Annotated in this window: 15 protein-coding genes, 2 tRNA genes and 2 riboswitches; of the genes, 14 read left to right on the top strand and 3 right to left on the bottom strand. The window is 52.5% G+C overall.

The window, feature by feature from the left end; genetic code table 11:
- Window positions 1-33 precede the first annotated feature (33 nt).
- The 9 genes from MD588_RS20365 (at window position 34) to thiH (ending at window position 8,568) form a co-directional block, all read left to right on the top strand.
- Window positions 34-110 (top strand) — tRNA-Trp (locus MD588_RS20365).
- 284 nt (window positions 111-394) lie between these two features.
- Window positions 395-471, top strand: a tRNA-Trp gene (locus tag MD588_RS20360).
- Between the two features lie 193 nt (window positions 472-664).
- Window positions 665-728: riboswitch (Fluoride riboswitch) on the top strand.
- A gap of 83 nt (window positions 729-811) precedes the next feature.
- Window positions 812-2,182, top strand: a complete 1,371-nt coding sequence (locus MD588_RS20355; RefSeq protein ID WP_265699512.1) for a voltage-gated chloride channel family protein — start codon at window positions 812-814, stop codon at window positions 2,180-2,182.
- A gap of 103 nt (window positions 2,183-2,285) precedes the next feature.
- A riboswitch (TPP riboswitch) is annotated at window positions 2,286-2,383 on the top strand.
- 138 nt (window positions 2,384-2,521) lie between these two features.
- Entirely contained in the window at window positions 2,522-4,444 is a 1,923-nt protein-coding gene (gene thiC / locus MD588_RS20350) for a phosphomethylpyrimidine synthase ThiC (protein WP_265699510.1), read from the top strand.
- Entirely contained in the window at window positions 4,444-5,691 is a 1,248-nt protein-coding gene (locus tag MD588_RS20345; protein ID WP_265699509.1) for a thiamine phosphate synthase, read from the top strand. The genes thiC and MD588_RS20345 overlap by 1 nt, the downstream gene beginning before the upstream one ends.
- Window positions 5,684-6,445 carry a HesA/MoeB/ThiF family protein gene (locus tag MD588_RS20340; protein WP_265699508.1) on the top strand — a complete coding sequence of 254 codons (762 nt, stop codon included), beginning with the start codon at window positions 5,684-5,686 and terminating at the stop codon, window positions 6,443-6,445. The genes MD588_RS20345 and MD588_RS20340 overlap by 8 nt, the downstream gene beginning before the upstream one ends.
- Before the next feature lie 7 nt (window positions 6,446-6,452).
- A complete protein-coding gene (gene thiS / locus MD588_RS20335; RefSeq protein WP_265699507.1) occupies window positions 6,453-6,674 on the top strand; it encodes a sulfur carrier protein ThiS in 222 nt (73 codons plus the stop codon).
- Window positions 6,675-7,445, top strand: coding sequence for a thiazole synthase (locus MD588_RS20330; protein ID WP_265699506.1), 771 nt, complete (start codon window positions 6,675-6,677; stop codon window positions 7,443-7,445). It begins immediately after the preceding gene.
- 10 nt (window positions 7,446-7,455) lie between these two features.
- Window positions 7,456-8,568: a 2-iminoacetate synthase ThiH gene (gene thiH / locus MD588_RS20325; protein ID WP_265699505.1), complete on the top strand. Its 1,113-nt coding sequence runs from the start codon at window positions 7,456-7,458 to the stop codon at window positions 8,566-8,568.
- Between the two features lie 131 nt (window positions 8,569-8,699).
- On the opposite strand, the gene MD588_RS20320 is transcribed toward thiH, so the two are convergent.
- Window positions 8,700-10,487, bottom strand: coding sequence for an aminopeptidase P family protein (locus MD588_RS20320; protein ID WP_265699504.1), 1,788 nt, complete (start codon window positions 10,485-10,487; stop codon window positions 8,700-8,702).
- Between the two features lie 156 nt (window positions 10,488-10,643).
- On the bottom strand, window positions 10,644-11,600 hold the full coding sequence (locus MD588_RS20315; protein WP_265699503.1) for a LysR family transcriptional regulator: 957 nt from the start codon (window positions 11,598-11,600) through the stop codon (window positions 10,644-10,646).
- A 116-nt stretch (window positions 11,601-11,716) separates the two neighbouring features.
- Between MD588_RS20315 and MD588_RS20310 the strand changes: the two genes are divergently transcribed.
- On the top strand, window positions 11,717-12,919 hold the full coding sequence (locus MD588_RS20310) for a multidrug effflux MFS transporter (protein WP_265699502.1): 1,203 nt from the start codon (window positions 11,717-11,719) through the stop codon (window positions 12,917-12,919).
- Between the two features lie 162 nt (window positions 12,920-13,081).
- On the opposite strand, the gene MD588_RS20305 is transcribed toward MD588_RS20310, so the two are convergent.
- Window positions 13,082-13,984 (bottom strand): DMT family transporter, encoded by a 903-nt coding sequence (locus MD588_RS20305; RefSeq protein ID WP_265699501.1) that lies wholly within the window; start codon window positions 13,982-13,984, stop codon window positions 13,082-13,084.
- A gap of 311 nt (window positions 13,985-14,295) precedes the next feature.
- Between MD588_RS20305 and rmuC the strand changes: the two genes are divergently transcribed.
- From rmuC to ubiB, 4 genes are all read left to right on the top strand, one after another.
- Window positions 14,296-15,846: a DNA recombination protein RmuC gene (gene rmuC / locus MD588_RS20300; protein WP_265699500.1), complete on the top strand. Its 1,551-nt coding sequence runs from the start codon at window positions 14,296-14,298 to the stop codon at window positions 15,844-15,846.
- Between the two features lie 73 nt (window positions 15,847-15,919).
- Window positions 15,920-16,675 carry a bifunctional demethylmenaquinone methyltransferase/2-methoxy-6-polyprenyl-1,4-benzoquinol methylase UbiE gene (gene ubiE / locus MD588_RS20295; protein ID WP_265699498.1) on the top strand — a complete coding sequence of 252 codons (756 nt, stop codon included), beginning with the start codon at window positions 15,920-15,922 and terminating at the stop codon, window positions 16,673-16,675.
- A 7-nt stretch (window positions 16,676-16,682) separates the two neighbouring features.
- Complete coding sequence (locus MD588_RS20290; protein ID WP_265699497.1) at window positions 16,683-17,288, top strand: ubiquinone biosynthesis accessory factor UbiJ; 606 nt, start codon at window positions 16,683-16,685, stop codon at window positions 17,286-17,288.
- 3 nt (window positions 17,289-17,291) lie between these two features.
- Window positions 17,292-18,929 carry a ubiquinone biosynthesis regulatory protein kinase UbiB gene (gene ubiB, locus MD588_RS20285; RefSeq protein ID WP_265699495.1) on the top strand — a complete coding sequence of 546 codons (1,638 nt, stop codon included), beginning with the start codon at window positions 17,292-17,294 and terminating at the stop codon, window positions 18,927-18,929.
- Window positions 18,930-18,996 lie beyond the last annotated feature (67 nt).

The raw sequence follows: 18,996 nt of genomic DNA, 5'->3' as shown, positions 1-18,996 counted from the left end.
ATTCAGACAGAGTTAAGTCTTAAAAATAACTACAGGGGTGTAGCTCCAATTGGCAGAGCAGCGGATTCCAAATCCGCGTGTTGGGAGTTCGAATCTCTCCACCCCTGCCACCTTCAAGGCTCTAGTCGAAAGACTGGAGCCTTTTTCGTATGCGCAGTATTAAAGTTTGTTTTACTGCGTAATAGCCTCAGACTAGTCGTCCCCTAGACTCCCCTGCTCGTTCATAGCTTTGAATTTCATTATTCTAATTTTCTATCCCTTTAATCGCTGCTCAGTTAATGCTCTTGAAGGAAGTACAAAGTAGAAGCCGTGATTTTCTCAATAGTGTGATAGAGCTAAAGCAAACCTGTTTGATCTTAAAATATTACTCAGTAGAATAACTTTCATACATATTAGGGGTGTAGCTCCAATTGGCAGAGCAGCGGATTCCAAATCCGCGTGTTGGGGGTTCGAATCCCTCCACCCCTGCCACCTTCGAAGGCCTCGGCAACAGCCCCGGGGGCTTTGCTGCATTTGTTGACGACAAAAATGCCCTTACCTCTCCGCCCTCTACTTTTCCTGCTCTGTATCAATCAAAGTTCAGTCAATGGCCGAAAGTTGCTATTAGGACTTGTTGCTATGACTTTTTCTCGCTAGCATTCATTTTTGTTAATGAACAGGTTTGTTCATTACGGGTGATGGAGTTCCACCTTTAACCGCTCAACTGAGATAATGACTCCTGCTGTAGTAGGATAGATCCGTCTATGGTGGGGCCCGGTCATTTGCCATAGCATCTATCCTGAATATATTCCTGATAAAGATAGATACTGGTATGGCACACCCATTAAGCGCTAATCCAAAAATATTTGTCCAGATCCTGAGATGGACGCTCCTTATTATTCCTGTTGCCGTTATTGTCGGCTCGCTAAATGCTTTCTTCCTGTGGCTCCTAAATCTAGCCACAGTTACTCGTATTGATAACCCATGGCTGATTTATTTGCTGCCGCTTGCTGGTATTGTCATCGTCTATTGCTACCGTAATCTGGGTAAGAATTCCGAGGGAGGCAACAACCTTATCATGGATGAGATCCATGAGCCCGGAGCCGGTATTCCGACCCGTATGGGGCCACTCGTGTTGATCACGACAGTTATCACCCATTTGTTCGGTGGTTCGGCCGGGCGAGAAGGAACGGCGGTACAGATTGGTGGCGCCACCACCCACTGGCTGGCTCGTTTGTTCAAGCTTAATGAGGCTGATACACGGCTAATCTTGATTGCCGGGGTGGCTGCGGGCTTTGGGGCCGTATTTGGCACGCCGTTGACGGGGGCTATTTTTGCCCTTGAGGTTTTGGCGATCGGGCGCCTTCGCTATGATGCTATTATTCCTGCCTTGTTTGCAGCGATTTTGGCGGATGTGGTTAGCAGTGCCTGGGGCGCGCACCATACGCATTATCGAATAGATTTTCTTGAGACCATTACCCTGTTCGAACATGCGGTCAAAGTTGATATTGTCATGGTCGCCAAGATTGTGCTGGCGGCGATTGCCTTTGGTCTGGCGGGTTATCTGTTTGGTGAACTGACCCATGCGTTTAAAGATATTTTCAAGGCGACGCTGAAGAACCCATATCTGATAGTTGTTGTCGGCGGCCTGATAGTGATTGCTGCTGTTCATCTCATTGGCAATTATGACTATATCGGTCTGGGGGTCTATTCTAGCCGTGAAGGGGGCGTCAGTATTCTTAGTGCGTTTACCGAAGGGGGAGCGGAATGGTACAGCTGGTTGTTAAAACTGCTGCTGACCGCGATTACCCTGGCTGCCGGTTATAAAGGCGGTGAGGTGACTCCGCTGTTTTTTGTCGGGGCGACGCTAGGTAATACTATGGCTTGGGTGCTGGGAGCTCCGGTGGATCTGTTTGCTGCTTTGGGCTTCCTGGCAGTATTTGCGGCTGCAACCAATACGCCATTAGCCTGTACTATTATGGGTGTCGAACTGTTTGGGGCCAATCATATGCTGTACTTTGCTATTGCTTGCTATACCGCTTATTACTTTAGTGGCCATACGGGCATTTACTCTTCGCAGCGGGTTGCTGTTCCTAAATTGTTCGATTTAGACGGAGCTCCCCAAATAATCCATAAGCTCGGTGAGCTTCGGGATACTCATTCGTCTTTACTCAAAAGTTTGGTAAAAAAGTATACGAAATAATGATCAGGCCGCACATTTGTGTGGCTTGAGCTGTTTTGGCATCAGTTCATTGTTTTCTGCGGATAGCGCTTGCTGCTGATAGCTTGCTTACCTATACTCTTGACTCAACTTGTCGGAGTGCCAACTGGCTGAGACCGCTTTGCGGGATCCGTAGAACCTGATCGGGCTAATACCTGCGAAGGGAACAAGAGATAAATCTTCTGTTTAGCTGCACTATTAGGACTGATAGGTTGCAGCTGCGGTATCAGATGACGCGTGCACACCCTACGTGCATGCCTCTTGTTTAAGCACCAATCCGTCAAGCAACTTCCCCCCTATATGGAACTAAAGGAAATTGCTATGTCGAGTCGCAAACAAGCGAGACTGGAAGCTAAACAATTTATTGATTCACTCACTACTCAACCTTATCCCAACTCACGGAAAGTGTATGTTGAAGGTAGTCGGCCTGATCTCCAGGTACCGATGCGTGAAATTGCACTGTCAGACAGCCTAGTAGGCGGAACCAAAACCGACCCTATCTTTGAGCCCAATGAACCGATACGTGTTTATGATACGTCGGGCTATTATACCGATCCGGAACAGGCGGTAGATATTTATGCCGGCCTACCCAAAGTACGTGAAAACTGGATCATTGAGCGTGCAGATACTGAGCTGCTTGATGAGCTAAGCTCTGCTTATTCGAAAGAGCGCCTGGCTGATGATACATTGGATGAGCTGCGTTTTGGTGTATCAAACCGTATTCGCAGGGCTAAAGTTGGTCAGTGTGTGACTCAGTTACATTACGCTCGCCAGGGTATCGTTACTCCTGAAATGGAATACATTGCTATCCGCGAAAATATGGGCCGGGCAAAGTACCGTGATGAAGTGCTGAACCAGCAGCATCCCGGGATCAGCTTTGGTGCCAACCTACCCGAAGAAATTACCCCCGAATTCGTGCGCAAAGAAGTCGCTGAAGGCCGGGCGATCATTCCTGCCAATATTAATCACCCTGAGACTGAGCCGATGATCATTGGTCGTAACTTTCTGGTGAAAGTGAATGCCAATATCGGTAACTCTGCTGTCAGCTCGTCTATTGAAGAAGAAGTAGAGAAACTGGTGTGGTCAACCCGTTGGGGGGGCGACACGGTGATGGATTTGTCGACTGGGCGAAATATTCATGAAACCCGCGAGTGGATCATCCGTAACAGCCCGGTACCGATTGGTACGGTGCCAATGTATCAGGCGCTGGAGAAGGTGAACGGGATTGCCGAGAACCTGAACTGGGACGTTTTCCGCGATACGCTGCTGGAGCAGGCCGAGCAGGGTGTTGACTATTTTACGATCCATGCTGGGGTATTGCTGCGCTACGTGCCGATGACCGCCAAGCGAGTAACCGGAATCGTGTCCCGTGGTGGTTCGATCATGGCCAAGTGGTGTCTGGCCCACCATAAAGAAAGTTTTCTCTACGAACACTTTCGTGATATTTGCGAAATCTGTGCCCAGTACGATATTTCCCTGTCATTGGGCGACGGCTTGCGTCCGGGCTCGGTGGCGGATGCCAATGATGAAGCCCAGTTCAGTGAACTGCGTACCCTCGGTGAGCTCACCAAGATTGCCTGGGAATATGATGTTCAGGTCATGATTGAAGGCCCGGGCCATGTGCCGATGCACATGATAAAAGAGAACATGGAAGAGCAGCTGAAGCATTGCCATGAGGCGCCGTTTTATACCCTTGGCCCGCTGACTACCGATATCGCTCCGGGCTATGATCATATTACCTCGGGGATTGGTGCCGCCATCATTGGTTGGTATGGCTGTGCTATGTTGTGCTATGTCACTCCGAAAGAACATTTGGGACTTCCCAATAAAGAAGATGTAAAGGTGGGTCTGATCACGTACAAGTTATGTGCCCATGCGGCAGACTTGGCAAAAGGTCACCCGGGAGCCCAAGTACGCGACAATGCCTTGTCAAAAGCCCGTTTTGAATTCCGCTGGGAAGACCAATTTAACCTAGGATTAGATCCTGATACGGCGCGAGCCTATCATGATGAAACTCTACCCCAGGAATCAGGAAAGGTGGCGCACTTCTGTTCGATGTGCGGGCCGAAATTCTGTTCGATGAAGATTTCGCAAGAGGTCCGCGACTATGCCAGCAACCTTGAGCAAGACAGCGAGCTTGCGATTAAGGTGCTTGATGAGCCACTGGCAGGTATGCAGCAGAAAGCCGATGAATTCCGATCCCGAGGTAGTGAGTTATATCACCCTATTCAAGAGGATAGTTAATGAGCTCTTTATGTCTACCCGATAGCTTAACGCCACTGCTGATGCATGTGGAACCTTTGCTGGCAGCTGCTGATAAATATCAGCTGGGCGAGCAGGTCAGTGTTGACTGGAGCGAGTCGGGTACTGTCGATATTCAAATCGAAGAGCGTCAGTTCGGTCTGGTGTTTAACCAGGCCGAGGCTGATATTACCGGTTATATGGTGCTGGATCAGTGGATTGCGCCGTACCCAGAGCTAAGCGAACTACAGCAGGTGGTTGCCGAAGATCCGTCTTTGGTTGTTTGCGGCCTGCCGACTGAAAAGGGTTGTGTTGATATCTGGCACCATAACGGTGAAGCCCGGGCCGTCTACTGCCACCATGCCGGAGCCAGTGAGCCTCAGCGGGCAATGCTGTTGGTGGCGTTGGCGTTGGATTACCCGTTGGAAGATGCAGTCACGCTGTCGCGGGCCCATGCCCGTGGCTACTTTGAAACCCATGCTGACGGTTATGGGGAAACAGGCTGGCCGATGCGCCGTGAGCTTTTTCCTCGGCCGTTGACCGCCAACCACCCTGAAGTGGATGAGTTGGGCTGGGTAAGCAAAGAAGTGGCTGTCGCACCTTTTGCCTCCACGGATGCTGCCCAAATGGCTTTGTATCCGGTGGTGGACTCTGCCGAGTGGGTTGAGCGCTTACTGGCTTTGGGCGTCGCCACGACCCAGTTGCGGATCAAAGACCCTGAGGACCCGACGTTGGAAGCCCAAATCGAGCAGATCATTGCTGCTGGGGAGAAGCATCTGGCGCAGGTTTACGTTAATGACTACTGGCCGTTGGCTATTAAGCATCAGGCTTACGGGGTCCACCTCGGGCAAGAAGATCTGGAAACCGCCGATCTGGCTGCGATCCAGCAAGCTGGCTTGCGTCTGGGCCTGTCCACCCATGGCTACTATGAAATCCTGCGAGCTGCTGAATTTGCCCCGAGCTATATTGCGCTGGGGCACATTTTTCCGACCACGACCAAAGACATGCCGTCGAAGCCGCAGGGGCTGAATCGTCTTGCGCTTTATCAGAAGTTGATTGGGGATGCATTTCCGACCGTTGCTATTGGTGGGATTGATCTGACACGGGCAGAAAAAGTCTGGCGTACAGGGGTGAGTAGTGTCGCAGTGGTACGTGCGGTGACACAAGCCGAAAATACCCAGCAGGTGGTTGATGCCTTTAATCAGCTGCTGGTACGTCATGACAGCCCTAAGGGTTGCGAAGATGCTTAGTGATCAGGCATTCATGCGCTATAACCGCCAGATCATGCTGCCCGAGATCGGGGAGGAGGGCCAGCAGCAGCTAGGCCAGGCGCAGGTGTTGCTGGTCGGTGCCGGTGGATTAGGTTCCCCGGCGGCCCTGTATCTGGCTGGTGCCGGGGTTGGCAACCTGATTATTGCCGATGATGATGAGGTTGATAGCTCGAACCTGCAGCGGCAGGTGATTTACCGTGACAGCCATCAGGGCCAGAGCAAGGTGCAGGCGGCTGCGGAGCAGATCAAAGCGCTCAATCCCCATATCCGGGTGCGTCCGGTTCAGGCTCGGCTGGCTGGGCAGCGACTGACGATGGAAGTGGCCCTTGCTGATGTCGTGCTGGACTGTTCAGACAACCTTACTACCCGTCATGCTGTTAATCAGGCGTGCTTTAACGCCAAGAAACCATTGATATCTGGTGCATCAATTCGCTGGCAGGGGCAGCTGATGGCATTTGATTTTCGCCAAGGTCACGGCCCTTGCTATCACTGCCTGTTTCCCTGGCAACCTGAGACCCCGCAAGAGCCGCAGAACTGCAGCAATTCAGGCGTTGCCGGCCCGGTGGTTGGCATGATGGGGACCATGCAGGCTCTGGAGACCATCAAGGTGATCACCGGTGCCGGCGAAGTGGCCTTTGGTTCGCTGCAGCAGTTTGACGGTCTGACGATGGCCTGGCAGAAATTTAACCTCGCGAAAGACAAACGGTGCCCGGTGTGCGGCACAGGAGAGTAGAAGAATTATGACAGTCAACATGGCAGTGATACAGGTTCAGGTTAATGAAAAGCCTGTCGAATGTTCTGAAGGACAAAGCCTGACAGCACTTCTGACCATGCTGGATATGCCATTGCAGGCGACAGCGGTTGCCCTCAATGACGATATTGTTGCCCGTAGCGAATGGGACAGCACCTTACTCAGTTCTGGCGATCGTATTGCCCTATTTCAAGCTATTGCCGGAGGCTAAATGCTTACTATTGCAGACAAGACATTCTCATCCCGCCTGTTTACCGGTACCGGCAAATATGCCAATAGTCAGACAATGGCCGAGTCGATTATTGCCTCGGAGTCCGAACTGGTCACTATGGCGCTGAAACGGGTTGATATCGAGAACCGTGATGATGATATTTTGGCACCGTTGCTGGCTGCTGGGGTAAATCTACTACCGAATACCTCGGGGGCAAAAAATGCCAAAGAAGCGGTATTTGCCGCCAAACTGGCGCGCGAGGCGCTGGGGACGAACTGGCTGAAATTGGAAATTCATCCCGATCCGAAATACCTGATGCCCGATCCGATTGAGACCTTGGCTGCGGCCGAGGAACTGGTACGCGAAGGGTTTATCGTACTGCCTTATTGTCATGCCGATCCGGTACTGTGCAAACGACTGGAAGAAGTCGGCTGTGCCGCGGTGATGCCGCTAGGTGCACCGATCGGTTCGAATAAAGGCCTGGCATCGCGTGACTTCCTTGAAATTATTATCGATCAGGCAAGGGTACCGGTGATTGTGGATGCCGGTATAGGTGCACCTTCCCATGCTGCCGAGGCTATGGAGATGGGGGCCGATGCCGTATTGGTAAATACTGCGATTGCAGCCGCTGCCGATCCAGTTGCGATGGGAAAAGCCTTCAAACTGGCAGTTGAAAGTGGTCGGATGGCGCATGAAGCCGGTTTGGCGGGGACGGTGAACCATGCCATTGCCTCAAGTCCGCTGACGGCTTTCTTAGATCAAACCGCATAAGGGGTTCGGCATGAGTTTTGTTGATGTCTGGAAGCAGCTAGAGTGGGATGATATCCGGCTATCGATTTATAGCAAAACCGCGACAGATGTAGAGCGTGCGCTGCGAAAGCCCAAGCGCGATCTGGAGGATTTCAAAGCATTGATTTCGCCTGCGGCCGAGCCTTTTCTCGAGCAGATGGCACAGCAGTCGGCAGCACTGACTCGCAAACGGTTCGGTCATACGATTTCATTTTATGTGCCTTTGTACCTGTCGAACTTGTGTGCCAACGCCTGCACCTATTGTGGCTTCTCGATGGAGAACCGGATCAAGCGCCGTACATTAACGGTGTCGGAGATCGAGCGTGAGTGCCAGGCTATCAAGGCGATGAATTTTGATAGCGTGTTGCTGGTGACGGGCGAGCATGAACGCAAGGTGGGGATGGACTACTTTCGCCAGGCGGTGCCGGCGGTTAAAAATCAGTTTAGCTACCTGGCTATGGAGGTACAACCGCTGGATCAGGATGAGTATGCCGAGCTGAAAACCCTGGGCCTGGATGCTGTCATGGTGTATCAGGAAACCTACAGTGCATCAACGTACGCCGAACATCACCTACGCGGGAACAAAATGGACTTTGAATACCGGTTAGGTACCCCGGATCGTCTGGCGAAAGCCGGTATTGATAAAATCGGAATTGGTGCTCTGATTGGACTGGATGAGTGGCGTACTGACTGCTTCTTTGTTGCAAGCCATCTCGAGTATCTGGAGCGGACCTACTGGCAGACTCGCTACTCCATCTCATTCCCACGGTTGAGGCCGTGTGAAGGTGGGTTACAGCCGAAATCAGTGATGAATGATCGCCAGTTGGTTCAGCTGATCTGTGCCTATCGGTTGCTAAATCCGGAAGTGGAGTTGTCGCTGTCGACGCGTGAATCACCGCAGTTCAGGGATAATGCCCTGCCGCTTGGGATCACCAGTATGTCGGCGGGCTCAAAAACTCAGCCCGGCGGTTATGCCGATGATGAGCCGGAACTTGAGCAATTCTCTATTAGCGATGAGCGTTCCGCGGCGGCGGTGGCTGAGGCGGTTAAAAAGCATGGCTTTGAGGTGGTGTGGAAGGACTGGCACCACGCTTATTCTGGCTAACATACTGTTGCTATTTAGCTTAATATCGGCATCGGAAGTACTTGTTTACGCATATAAAACGCCCGCAATGATGCGGGCGTTGTTGTCTTAACTTCCTAGCCGGTTAGGCCGGGTTTTAGTGCTGCGATCTGTTAGCGCTTAAGCGGTGTCGTCGCTTGTGCCAGCCAAGCCAAATCATCCCCTTCCAGCGACGGGCTGATCACCTCGAATACTGTCTTGTGGTAGTTGTTTAGCCATGCCAGTTCGATATCAGTCAGTAGTTCGATATCAATCAGGCGACGGTCAATCGGGGCGCGAGTCAGGGACTCAAAGCCCATGACTGTCATATCGCCCTGGGTGGCCACTTCCACTACAAGCTCCAGGTTTTCGATACGGATACCAAAGGCATCGGCACGATAGTAGCCCGGTTCATTGGACAGTACCATGCCCGGTAGTAACGCGGTCGGGTTATACACTTTCGCAATGCGTTGTGGCCCTTCGTGCACACTCAGGAAGTGGCCGACACCATGGCCGGTACCGTGATCATAGTCAAAGCCGTGTGCCCATAGGTGCTGACGTGCCAGCGCATCAAGCTGGGAGCCTGTTGTGCCTTTCGGGAAGCGCGCAGATGCTAGGGCAATATGGCCTTTTAACACCAGCGTGAAGGCTTGTTTGACTTCATCACCCGGTTGGCCAATGGCGATAGTACGGGTGATATCGGTAGTGCCGTCTGGGTACTGGCCGCCTGAATCGACCAGGTAGACGTTATTCATTTCCAGTACGCTTGGCTCTGGCTGGTTTAGATGATTGTAGTGACACATCGCGGCGTTGCCGCCGGCTGCCGAGATAGTATCGAAGCTCACATCGGTACAGCTGGTGTCCTGAACACGGAACTGCCACAGCTTGTCTGATAGCGTGCCTTCATCCAGTAGCTTGCCCGCTGCCACTTGCGTGTCCACCCATGCCAGGAATTTGGAAACTGCCACCCCATCACGGATATGACAGGCTTTCATACCGGCAATTTCTGTTGGATTTTTTGCTGCTTTAGGTAGCAAGCAAGGATCGGCTGCCTCGATCAGGCTGGCTCCGGCTGCTCGTAATACCTGGCCAGCCCATGCGTTGCTGGTGGCCGGGTCAATCAGTACCAGCTTACCGCCCAGCGCCTGCAGGCCAGTTTCAAGTGCCTCTGGCTGGTGAATACGAACGCCTTCACCAACATGCGACGCGAACTCTTCGGGTAGACGGGCTGCATCAATGTAGAAATCAACGCTCTCATCAGCGTGGATAATGGCTGTGGATAATAATACCGGCAGGCTTGGGACATCACTGCCGCGCACATTCAGTAGCCAGGCAATGCTGTCGACCTGGGTTAGCAGCGCAGCTTCGGCCTTCTGCTGTTTCAGTTCTGCGGCGATCTCTGTACGTTTGTCGGCGCTGCTTTGGCCGACGAAATCGAGGCCCATCAGTTTTGCATCGGATAACGTTGCTGCCGGGCGATCATGCCATAGCGTGTCGATAGGATTTGCATCGATGCAAACAAGCTCCAGCGTACCGGCTAGGTTCTCGGTGGTACGCGCTAGCCAGGCGCCGCTATGAAGGCGGGCGTCGATAGCTACTTTGCTGCCTGCTGCAAGGTTATCCTGAGTCCACTGAACTGGTGGCTCATCAATCAGGTGGCGGTACTCAAACACGTCGCCTGGTACTTGTTTGCGGACTTGAACGACGTAGCGGCCGTCAACAAAGACTGCCGCCTTGTCACGCGTGATCACCGCCATACCGGCCGAGCCCGTGAAGCCAGTTGCCCACAGTAAACGTTCGTTGTGGGCCGGGATGTATTCGCCGAGGTATTCATCTTCATGAGGAATAAGCAAAGCGTCGAGCTGGTTTTCAATCAGCCATTGGCGGATCTGCTCAACACGTTGTGAGATAACTGCTTGCATGTTTTGAGGTTCCTTGTGTATGCCACCGTCCGTGTGACGGAATGAATGCCAACCTGAATAATTCAAAGCAAAGCAGGTATCACAGATACTTATTGCCATGCACTGAGTTGTTCAGGCTGATCACATTACGGTATCGCTTTTGCTGGCTGGCTGCAATTAGGTGGCAGACAAATCACGACATCGACTGATGATTAACTCCCTTAACCAACTATGTCCAAGGTCTTTTTCCTGGTGCTGATGCCAGAAAAGGGTATAGGCCATAGCAGGAAGTTCTGGCGGTAATGGCAGCACAACCAAATCGAGCTGGGCGGCAATATAATGGGCAAAGTGACTCGGTGCGGTAAATACAAGATCGGTATGGGTACACAGGCTGGCGGCACTATTGAAGTCAGGGACGTACATCGCGATATCACGGTGCAGCCCTTTTTCGGCCAGTTTATAGTCCAGCAGCCAGCGATCATCTTGCCCGCAGCGGACTTGTATATGGCGTTGCTCGAGATAGTTGTCCTGATCCCACTGTCTGTCGGTTTGTGTCAGTATCGGGTGGTTTTTGCGGACGATGCAGCGCTGGGTATCACGGCATAGCTCCTGGAAAATAATACCTTTCGGTGGCATCAGGGTTAGCATGGCATCTTTGGGATTGAGATCTTTACCGGTGATCCCGAAGTCTATTTCGCCCCGCTGTAGTCGATCAAAGGTATTGGGCTCCCAGGACTGGGTATCGAGGATGATATTCGGTCCTTTTGCAAATATATCGCCCAGAAATTGCGGGAGAAAAAGCGGGTAGGCGCTTTCGACGAGAGCCATTTTAAAGTGGCGGTCGCTGCTTTGCGGCTCAAATACCGCGGGGGCGGTTAGGTGTTCAATATCCCGTAGCAGTTGCTCCAGTACCGGTAATAGCGCCAGCGCGCGAGATGTTGGTTTGATACCGTGGGCTGAGCGAATAAATAGCGGATCATTAAACTGCTCGCGCAGTCGGGTCAGGGATTTGCTCACTGCGGATTGGCTCAAATGCAGCCGTCGCGCGGCATGGGTCACGCTGCACTCTTCGAGCAAGACGTGTAGGCACACTAATAAGTTGAGATCGAGCCGGGCAAGCTTTTCAAAAGACACAAAAAAAACCTCATGCAGAGTGATATTCCCAAAAGGAAATTCTGATTTGAATATAAACCATTTCTATTCATATCTCTAAGGACTTAGACTGCCGCCATCACTAGAAGGAAAGTTGCATGAAGCCTCAAACTACACAATCCGGAACAAGACTTGTCGCCTTAATGGTAACCCTTGTTCTGTTCAGCCCACTGGCTATCGATATCTATTTACCTGCCCTGCCAGCAATGGCTGAGACATTCGCGGTCGATACGACCCGGGTGCAGGATACTGTTACCTGGTTTATGTTCAGCCTGGGGCTTGGCCAGATGTTGGCTGGGCCGTTGGCAGACCGCTTTGGTCGCCGTCCGATTGCATTGACTGGCGTAACCATCTACGGCTGTAGTGCTGCCATGGCGTACTGGGCGCAGACTTTAGATTTGCTGCTGGTTGCTCGCCTGCTACAGGGCTTTGGCGCCTGCGCAACCTCAGTTGCCGCCTTTGCCGCTGTCCGGGATAGCTTTGGCCCGGAGCGTAGCGGTCGGATGATCAGCTACTTGAACGGTGCGATTTGTTTTATTCCTGCCCTGGCTCCGATCTTGGGCTCATGGCTGACTCACGAGTTTGGCTGGCGTTCGAATTTTAGCTTCATGGCCGGATTCGCTCTGGTTGCCGGCTCTTTCTTGATGCTTTTCTTTAAAGAGACACGTCCGGTAGAGACGAATACCGACGGGGCGTTGTTCAGCCTTGAGCGCTACCTGTCGGTGTTGCGCGAGCCGGTATTTTTATTCCATGCCACCCTTTGCATGCTGGCAATGGCCGTTATTCTGGCGTATGTCACTTCCGCGCCGGTATGGCTGATGATGAAGCTAGGACAGGATATGGGGCAGTTTACGATATGGTTTGGCGTTAATGCCGGATTGAATATTCTGGCCTGCATGGTGGCACCGAAATATATGGATAAATTCGGCACCCGCAATACATTGAGCCTTGGCCTGCTAATGCTGGTGGGCTCTGGTGCGGTAATGCTGGTACTGAGCAGCATCCATCAGGCGTGGGCCTTTATGGTACCTATTTTTATGTCTTCTTTCGGCTTTGCCTTTGTACTGGGCTCGGCGGCAGGTAAAGCGTTGGCGCCGTTTGGTGACCGTGCGGGAACCGCGGCTGCATTGCTGGGATTGTTCCAGATGAGTGGCGCCGGAATGATGGTGAGCCTGACTCAGCGCCTGGATTTAACCCCACCGATGCTGCTGACACTGCAGATGTGGTTGCTGGTACCTGGTCTGCTGATCTTGTGGTCTAGACTTGGCCGCCGGTGGCATGCCGTCGCCGCGAGTAGCTAACACTTTTTAATTTATAACTAGACGCCTTTTCCCTTTAGGGCGCCGGGTCTCGACAACCCTTCTCTTCTTTGCCTGTCACTTGGTGACAGGCTTTTTTTTCTGGGGTTAATGCAAAGAGGGAGCGGCTAGCTCCTCTGTGTTGATAGCTCTATTTAAGCACGTTCAGCAAGATGGCTCGGCTTCCCGGGTCTTCTTTCCTTTCCACTGTTGGATCAGCAGGCCGCAGACAATCAGAACGAGCCCGGCCAGGGTCGATGGATGGATCTCCTCGCCGATAATTGTCGCCAGTAGTAACAGCGAGATAAACGGTGAGATAAAGATTAGGTTGCTGATCCGGGCAGTATTGTGGGTCAGCTTCAGAGCATTAAGCCATAGGACAAAAGTGACGCCCATCTCAAACAGCCCGACGTAGCTGACGGCCGCCCAGCCTTGCCACGGCACACTCTGCCAGGTGCCGGAATACAGGCTGAGGCCGACAGAAAAGGGCAGCGACAGCAAGAAACCCAGCAGGACACCCAGTACGGGATCGGCCTGGTTCTTGGCATTCAAAATCCAGTACATAGCCCAGAGCAGGGTCGAGAGCAGCGCCAGCGCTACTCCGGCTGGGTTGTCAAATTGCAATGCCATCACATCCCCCTTAGTGGCGATAACCACGACTCCCAGGTAGCCCAGCCCACAGGCAGCCCAATCCTGCTTGCGGATTTTCTGACCGAGGAAGACCGCCGCCATCAGCGTTAGGGTAATGGCCCAGCTATAGTTGAGTGGCTGGGCCTGCGAAGCCGGCAACAAATCATAGGCCTTGAACAGTACCAGATAGTAGGCGAAGGGATTAATCAGCCCAAGTAGCAAATAGTACAGCGGGCGTGCCATGAACGTCCGGCCGAGCAAGTGCAGCTTGCCTTGCCAAAAGGCGATGGCAGCCAGGGCAATGGCAGAAACTATACTGGCGGCCACCATCATCTGGATCGGGGTGAAATACTCGAGGGTGATCTTAAATGCCGTGGCGACTGTTGACCATAACAAGACGGCAGCCAGTCCATATCCAAGCGCGTAGCGTTCGTTCATCATTCATCCATAATCATCAGGGCTGCCTGTGGTTCGCGAAGCAGCACGGGTTATTCGTCATAGTTAGGGCCAACAGGCTCTAGATCGTCAGTCTATGCGATTGTCGAATGGCCGACCAGATCACCGCATCTCAGGCTGTGACAGCAAGCCCAATCATTATGATGGAAGGTAGTTCGCGACTTTAAAGGCGCAGTTAGGCCTTTAGAATGGCTGGACATTTATCCAGTATCCACTTAGCCTTTAGCGCATACCAAACCGACAACGGATCCGTTTGGCAATCATCACTCTTTCTATATTCAGGGTTGTAAATCATGTTAACTGAATGGCTCTCCGGCAACGGGCTGGCCGTCATCGCCGCTTTATCTGGGGCTACCGTGGCCAGTGTGATCACGGCATTGTGGATGAAAGGCCGTTGGCAGCATCAGGAGCAGTTGTTAAACCAACAGGCTGAGGCCGAGATGCGGTTGGCTCAAAGTCGCGAGCAACAATTTCAGGCCCAGCTGGCAGAGCGAAACCAGGATCTCGATGAACTTGATGTCGAGCGAGATCGCCTGACGGCCGAGCTGCGCCAGATGCATGCCCGACTGGCGGCCGCATTGGAGAAAATGCGCCATTTCGAGGCATTGAAAAACGAGAAACAGTACCTGACCGAGCAGCTGGAAAATGCCCGGATGGCCAATGCCGGGCTCGAGGCGGATCTGCGTGAGCAGGAAGCCCGTCATTTTGAAGAGCAGAAGGCGGCCGATGACAAGATTGCCTTGCTGGAGAATGCCGAGGAGCGGCTGCGGGTACAGTTTGAAAGCCTGGCCAACCGGTTGTTCGAACAAAAAACACGTACCGTCGACGAACAGAACAAGCTCAGCCTGGAACATTTGCTCAGCCCGTTAAAAGAGCAGCTGGAGGGCTTCAAGAAGCAGGTGACTGATAACTTCAGCCAGGAAGCCCGTGAGCGCCATACATTGGTGCATGAAATCAATAACCTCAAGCAGCTCAATGAGCAGATGGCGCGTGAGGCGGTGAACCTGACCCAGGCTCTTAAAGGGGACAATAAGGCACAGGGCAACTGGGGCGAGGTGGTGCTGGCCCGGGTACTGAGTGAGTCCGGATTACGGGAAGGCCATGAGTATCAGACCCAGATCAGCCTGGAAAATGAGGACGGCAAGCGCTATCAGCCTGATGTGGTGGTGCACCTGCCGCAAGACAAAGAGGTGGTGATTGATGCCAAGATGTCGCTGATCGCCTATGAGCGATTCTTCAATGCCGAGACCACTGCCGAGCAGGAGCTTGCGCTCAGTGAGCATACGGCTTCGGTGCGTAGTCATATTCGCGGTCTGAGCCGCAAGGACTATCATCAGCTGCACGGTATTCGCAGCCTGGACTACGTGCTGATGTTTATCCCGGTGGAGCCGGCCTTTCAGGCGGCGATTGAAGCCGACCCGAGCCTGATCCGCGATGCAATGGATCAGAATATCATGTTGGTCAGCCCGACGACCCTGCTGGTGGCACTGCGTACTATCAATAACCTATGGCGCAATGAGCGCCAGAACCAGAATGCCAAGCAAATTGCCGAACGGGCCGGTAAGCTTTATGACAAGCTGCGGTTGTTTGTTGCTGATATGGAAGCGGTTGGAGCATCGCTGGATAAGGCAACAGTCAGCTACCAGGGGGCGATGAACAAACTGGTAACGGGGCGGGGCAACGTGATCCGCCAGGCCGAGAGCTTCAAGATGCTGGGCGTCGAGGTTAAGCGTGATATTAGCCCGATCCTTGCCGAGCAGGCCCAGGCTGGTCAGCAGGAAAATACGGAAGATGATACACCTGAATTGCCGCCAGGCATTGCTGCAGCAAATGATTTGCCGTAGTGCTTTGAGCAAACCACGACCATCAAGTACACTAAGCCGGTTATTTACACAAACATAGCATGACGGATATAGCATGACGGACACCACACAAGATACGACCCATTTTGGCTATCGTACTGTAGCCAAGGAAGAAAAAGCGGATCTGGTTGCGGAAGTATTTCACTCCGTAGCCGCGAAATACGACATCATGAACGATATGATGTCGATGGGTATCCATCGAGTATGGAAGCGTTTTACCATTGATTGCAGTGGTGTTCGCCGTGGCCACCGTGTGCTGGACTTAGGTGGTGGTACTGGCGACCTGACTGCCAAGTTCTCGCGTATCGTCGGGGATGACGGCCAAGTTGTGCTGGCTGATATTAACAACTCGATGCTGAAAGTGGGCCGCAGCAAGCTGCGCGACATCGGCATTGTGGGTAATGTCGGCTATGTCCAGGCCAATGCCGAAGAGCTGCCTTTCCCGGATGATTATTTTGACTGTATTACCATCAGTTTCTGTCTGCGTAACGTAACCGACAAAAACAAGGCACTGCGCTCGATGTATCGGGTACTGAAACCGGGCGGCCGTTTACTGGTACTGGAGTTTTCCAAGCCGCTGCTTGAGCCGCTGTCGAAAGTTTATGATGCCTATTCTTTCCACTTGCTGCCAAAAATGGGTGAGCTGATCGCCAATGATGCTGAGAGCTACCGCTACCTGGCAGAATCCATTCGCATGCACCCGGATCAGGATACCCTGGAAGGCATGATGAAGGATGCCGGTTTTGAGCAGACTAACTACTACAACTTGACGGGTGGTATCGTTGCCCTGCACCGCGGTTATAAGTTCTGAGGACATTATGCCATTTGATGCTTTTGTGACTGGCGCGGTAGAAACCTCGCTAAATACCCTGTTAAAAGGCGACGCGGAAAGCCAGCGTCGACTTGGGCGTTTGCGCGGTAAGGTGATTAGCGTCACCATCAATGAGTTCGGCAAGAGGCTCATTTTTATCTTCAGTCAGCAGATAGATGTACTGGCAGCATATGAAGGTGAGGTGGATTGCGAATTGGCACTGAACCTCACCGTCCTGCCGGAGTTACGGCAGCAGGCTAACCTTACCCAGCTGATCAAAGCCGATAAGCTGGCACTCGAAGGTGATATTCAGCTGGCTCAGCAGTTTTCTGCACTGCTGAGCGGGCTCAAGCCGGATGTCGAAGAAAAGCTCTCGCAATATACCGGTGATATTGCCGCCCATACATTGGTGAGCGGCGCCAAAACCGGGGCGCGAATGCTGCGTAAGGGCATTGATCGTCGTCAGCGCGATCTGGCGGAAGTGATCACCGAAGAGTGGAAGCTCGCGCCACAGGCGTTGGAAATTGCTTATTTTGCAGATCAGGTTGATGATTTGAAATCGGATGTGGCACGTTTTGAGTCCCGCCTTAACCAGCTGTTAGGGCAGTCTTAAATCATGGTTACTTTTTCGGAATTTAAGCGTCTGTATCAAATTACCACCGTTAAGCTGCGCTATGGGCTGGATGATTTTCTGCCTGATGATCCACGGGTGAAAGTGCCAAAGATAGCGCGAAAGTCGCTGTTTTGGGTTAAGAACCAGCATGCCGACAAGCCGCTTGGCGAACGTTTGCGCCTGGCTCTGCAGGATCTTGGCCCTGTCTGGATTAAATTCGGCCAGATGATGTCAACCCGTCGCGATCTGTTTCCGCCGCATATCGCCGATCAGCTGGCGATGCTGCAAGATCAGGTGGCTCCGTTTGACGGCAAACTGGCCAAGCAGCACATGGAGGAGTCACTCGGTGGTCCGCTGGAAACCTGGTTTGATGATTTTGACGAGACGCCGCTGGCCTCGGCATCCATAGCCCAGGTCCATACCGCGACCCTGAAATCGGATGGTCGCGAGGTGGTGCTGAAAGTTATTCGGCCTGATATTCTGCCGGTGATCCAGGCTGATATTAAACTGATGTACCGGATGGCCCGGATCCTGTCGCGTGTGTTGCCTGAAGCCCGTCGCTTGCGTCCGGTTGAAGTGGTCCGGGAATACGAAAAAACGCTGCTCGATGAGCTGAATCTGATGCGTGAAGCCGCTAACGGTATTCAGCTGCGCCGCAACTTTGAAGACAGCGATATGCTGTATGTGCCAGAGGTTTACACCGATCTCAGCAGTGAGCGACTGTTGGTGATGGAGCGCATCTACGGGATCCAGGTTTCGGATGTCGATGCCTTGGTGGCGAACGGCACCGATCTGAAGCTGCTGTCGGAAAATGCGGTGAATATCTTCTTTACCCAGGTATTCCGTGATAGCTTCTTTCATGCCGACATGCACCCAGGGAATATTTTTGTTGCCCGCGAGAATCCGGAAAATCCGCAGTGGATTGCGCTGGATTGTGGTATCGTCGGCACCCTGAACCGCGAAGACAAGCGTTATCTGGCGGAAAACCTACTGGCCTTTTTCAACCGCGACTACCGCAAAGTTGCCGAGTTGCATGTCGATTCCGGCTGGGTGCCGCAGGATACCAACGTTGATGATTTTGAGTTTGCCATCCGTACGGTGTGCGAACCCATTTTTGAAAAGCCGTTGGCTGAGATTTCCTTTGGCCACGTGTTGCTGAATCTGTTTAATACCGCGCGCCGCTTCCATATGGAAGTGCAGCCGCAGCTGGTACTATTGCAGAAAACCCTGTTGTATGTAGAAGGGTTGGGGCGTCAGCTCTACCCGCAGCTGGATTTGTGGGATACGGCGAAGCCTTTCCTGGAAGACTGGATGTCACGTCAGGTTGGACCACAGGCTGTGATTGATGGTGTTAAAAGTAGGGCACCGTTCTGGGCTGAAAAGCTGCCTGAACTGCCGGAATTACTTTATGACAGTTTGCGCCAGGGCAATGCACTGAATCAGCGCATTGATACACTCTACGACAATTTCATGGATAGTCGGCGTTATCAGGGCCAGGCAAGGTTCTATTTTGGCATTGGTGCAACCCTGGTTGTATGTTCTGCCATACTTTTTAGTAATCATATTGAAACTTATCCGGCGGTCTCAGCCGTTACGGGGGTCACGTTTTGGTTACTTGGGTGGCGTGCTTGCCGCAAATAGCGGGTAAAGTATGCAGCCAACACATATCGTTTTTGTTATCAACCACAATTAGCTGAGGTAAAACAAG

The sequence above is a fragment of the Photobacterium obscurum genome (assembly GCF_026191635.1).
GTDB lineage: Bacteria > Pseudomonadota > Gammaproteobacteria > Enterobacterales > Vibrionaceae > Photobacterium > Photobacterium obscurum.
Note: the sequence above shows the minus strand (reverse complement) of the source record. Positions and strands in the feature narration are given on the sequence as shown.

Bases quoted from the DNA above. Each gene is read 5' to 3' on its own strand.
- thiS (WP_265699507.1), top strand. From the start codon at position 6,453: ATGACAGTCAACATGGCAGTGATACAGGTTCAGGTTAATGAAAAGCCT.
- MD588_RS20340 (WP_265699508.1), top strand. From the start codon at position 5,684: ATGCTTAGTGATCAGGCATTCATGCGCTATAACCGCCAGATCATGCTG.
- MD588_RS20330 (WP_265699506.1), top strand. From the start codon at position 6,675: ATGCTTACTATTGCAGACAAGACATTCTCATCCCGCCTGTTTACCGGT.
- MD588_RS20355 (WP_265699512.1), top strand. From the start codon at position 812: ATGGCACACCCATTAAGCGCTAATCCAAAAATATTTGTCCAGATCCTG.
- rmuC (WP_265699500.1), top strand. From the start codon at position 14,296: ATGTTAACTGAATGGCTCTCCGGCAACGGGCTGGCCGTCATCGCCGCT.
- MD588_RS20345 (WP_265699509.1), top strand. From the start codon at position 4,444: ATGAGCTCTTTATGTCTACCCGATAGCTTAACGCCACTGCTGATGCAT.
- MD588_RS20310 (WP_265699502.1), top strand. From the start codon at position 11,717: ATGAAGCCTCAAACTACACAATCCGGAACAAGACTTGTCGCCTTAATG.
- ubiB (WP_265699495.1), top strand. From the start codon at position 17,292: ATGGTTACTTTTTCGGAATTTAAGCGTCTGTATCAAATTACCACCGTT.
- ubiE (WP_265699498.1), top strand. From the start codon at position 15,920: ATGACGGACACCACACAAGATACGACCCATTTTGGCTATCGTACTGTA.
- MD588_RS20305 (WP_265699501.1), bottom strand. From the start codon at position 13,984: ATGAACGAACGCTACGCGCTTGGATATGGACTGGCTGCCGTCTTGTTA.
- thiH (WP_265699505.1), top strand. From the start codon at position 7,456: ATGAGTTTTGTTGATGTCTGGAAGCAGCTAGAGTGGGATGATATCCGG.
- thiC (WP_265699510.1), top strand. From the start codon at position 2,522: ATGTCGAGTCGCAAACAAGCGAGACTGGAAGCTAAACAATTTATTGAT.
- MD588_RS20320 (WP_265699504.1), bottom strand. From the start codon at position 10,487: ATGCAAGCAGTTATCTCACAACGTGTTGAGCAGATCCGCCAATGGCTG.
- MD588_RS20290 (WP_265699497.1), top strand. From the start codon at position 16,683: ATGCCATTTGATGCTTTTGTGACTGGCGCGGTAGAAACCTCGCTAAAT.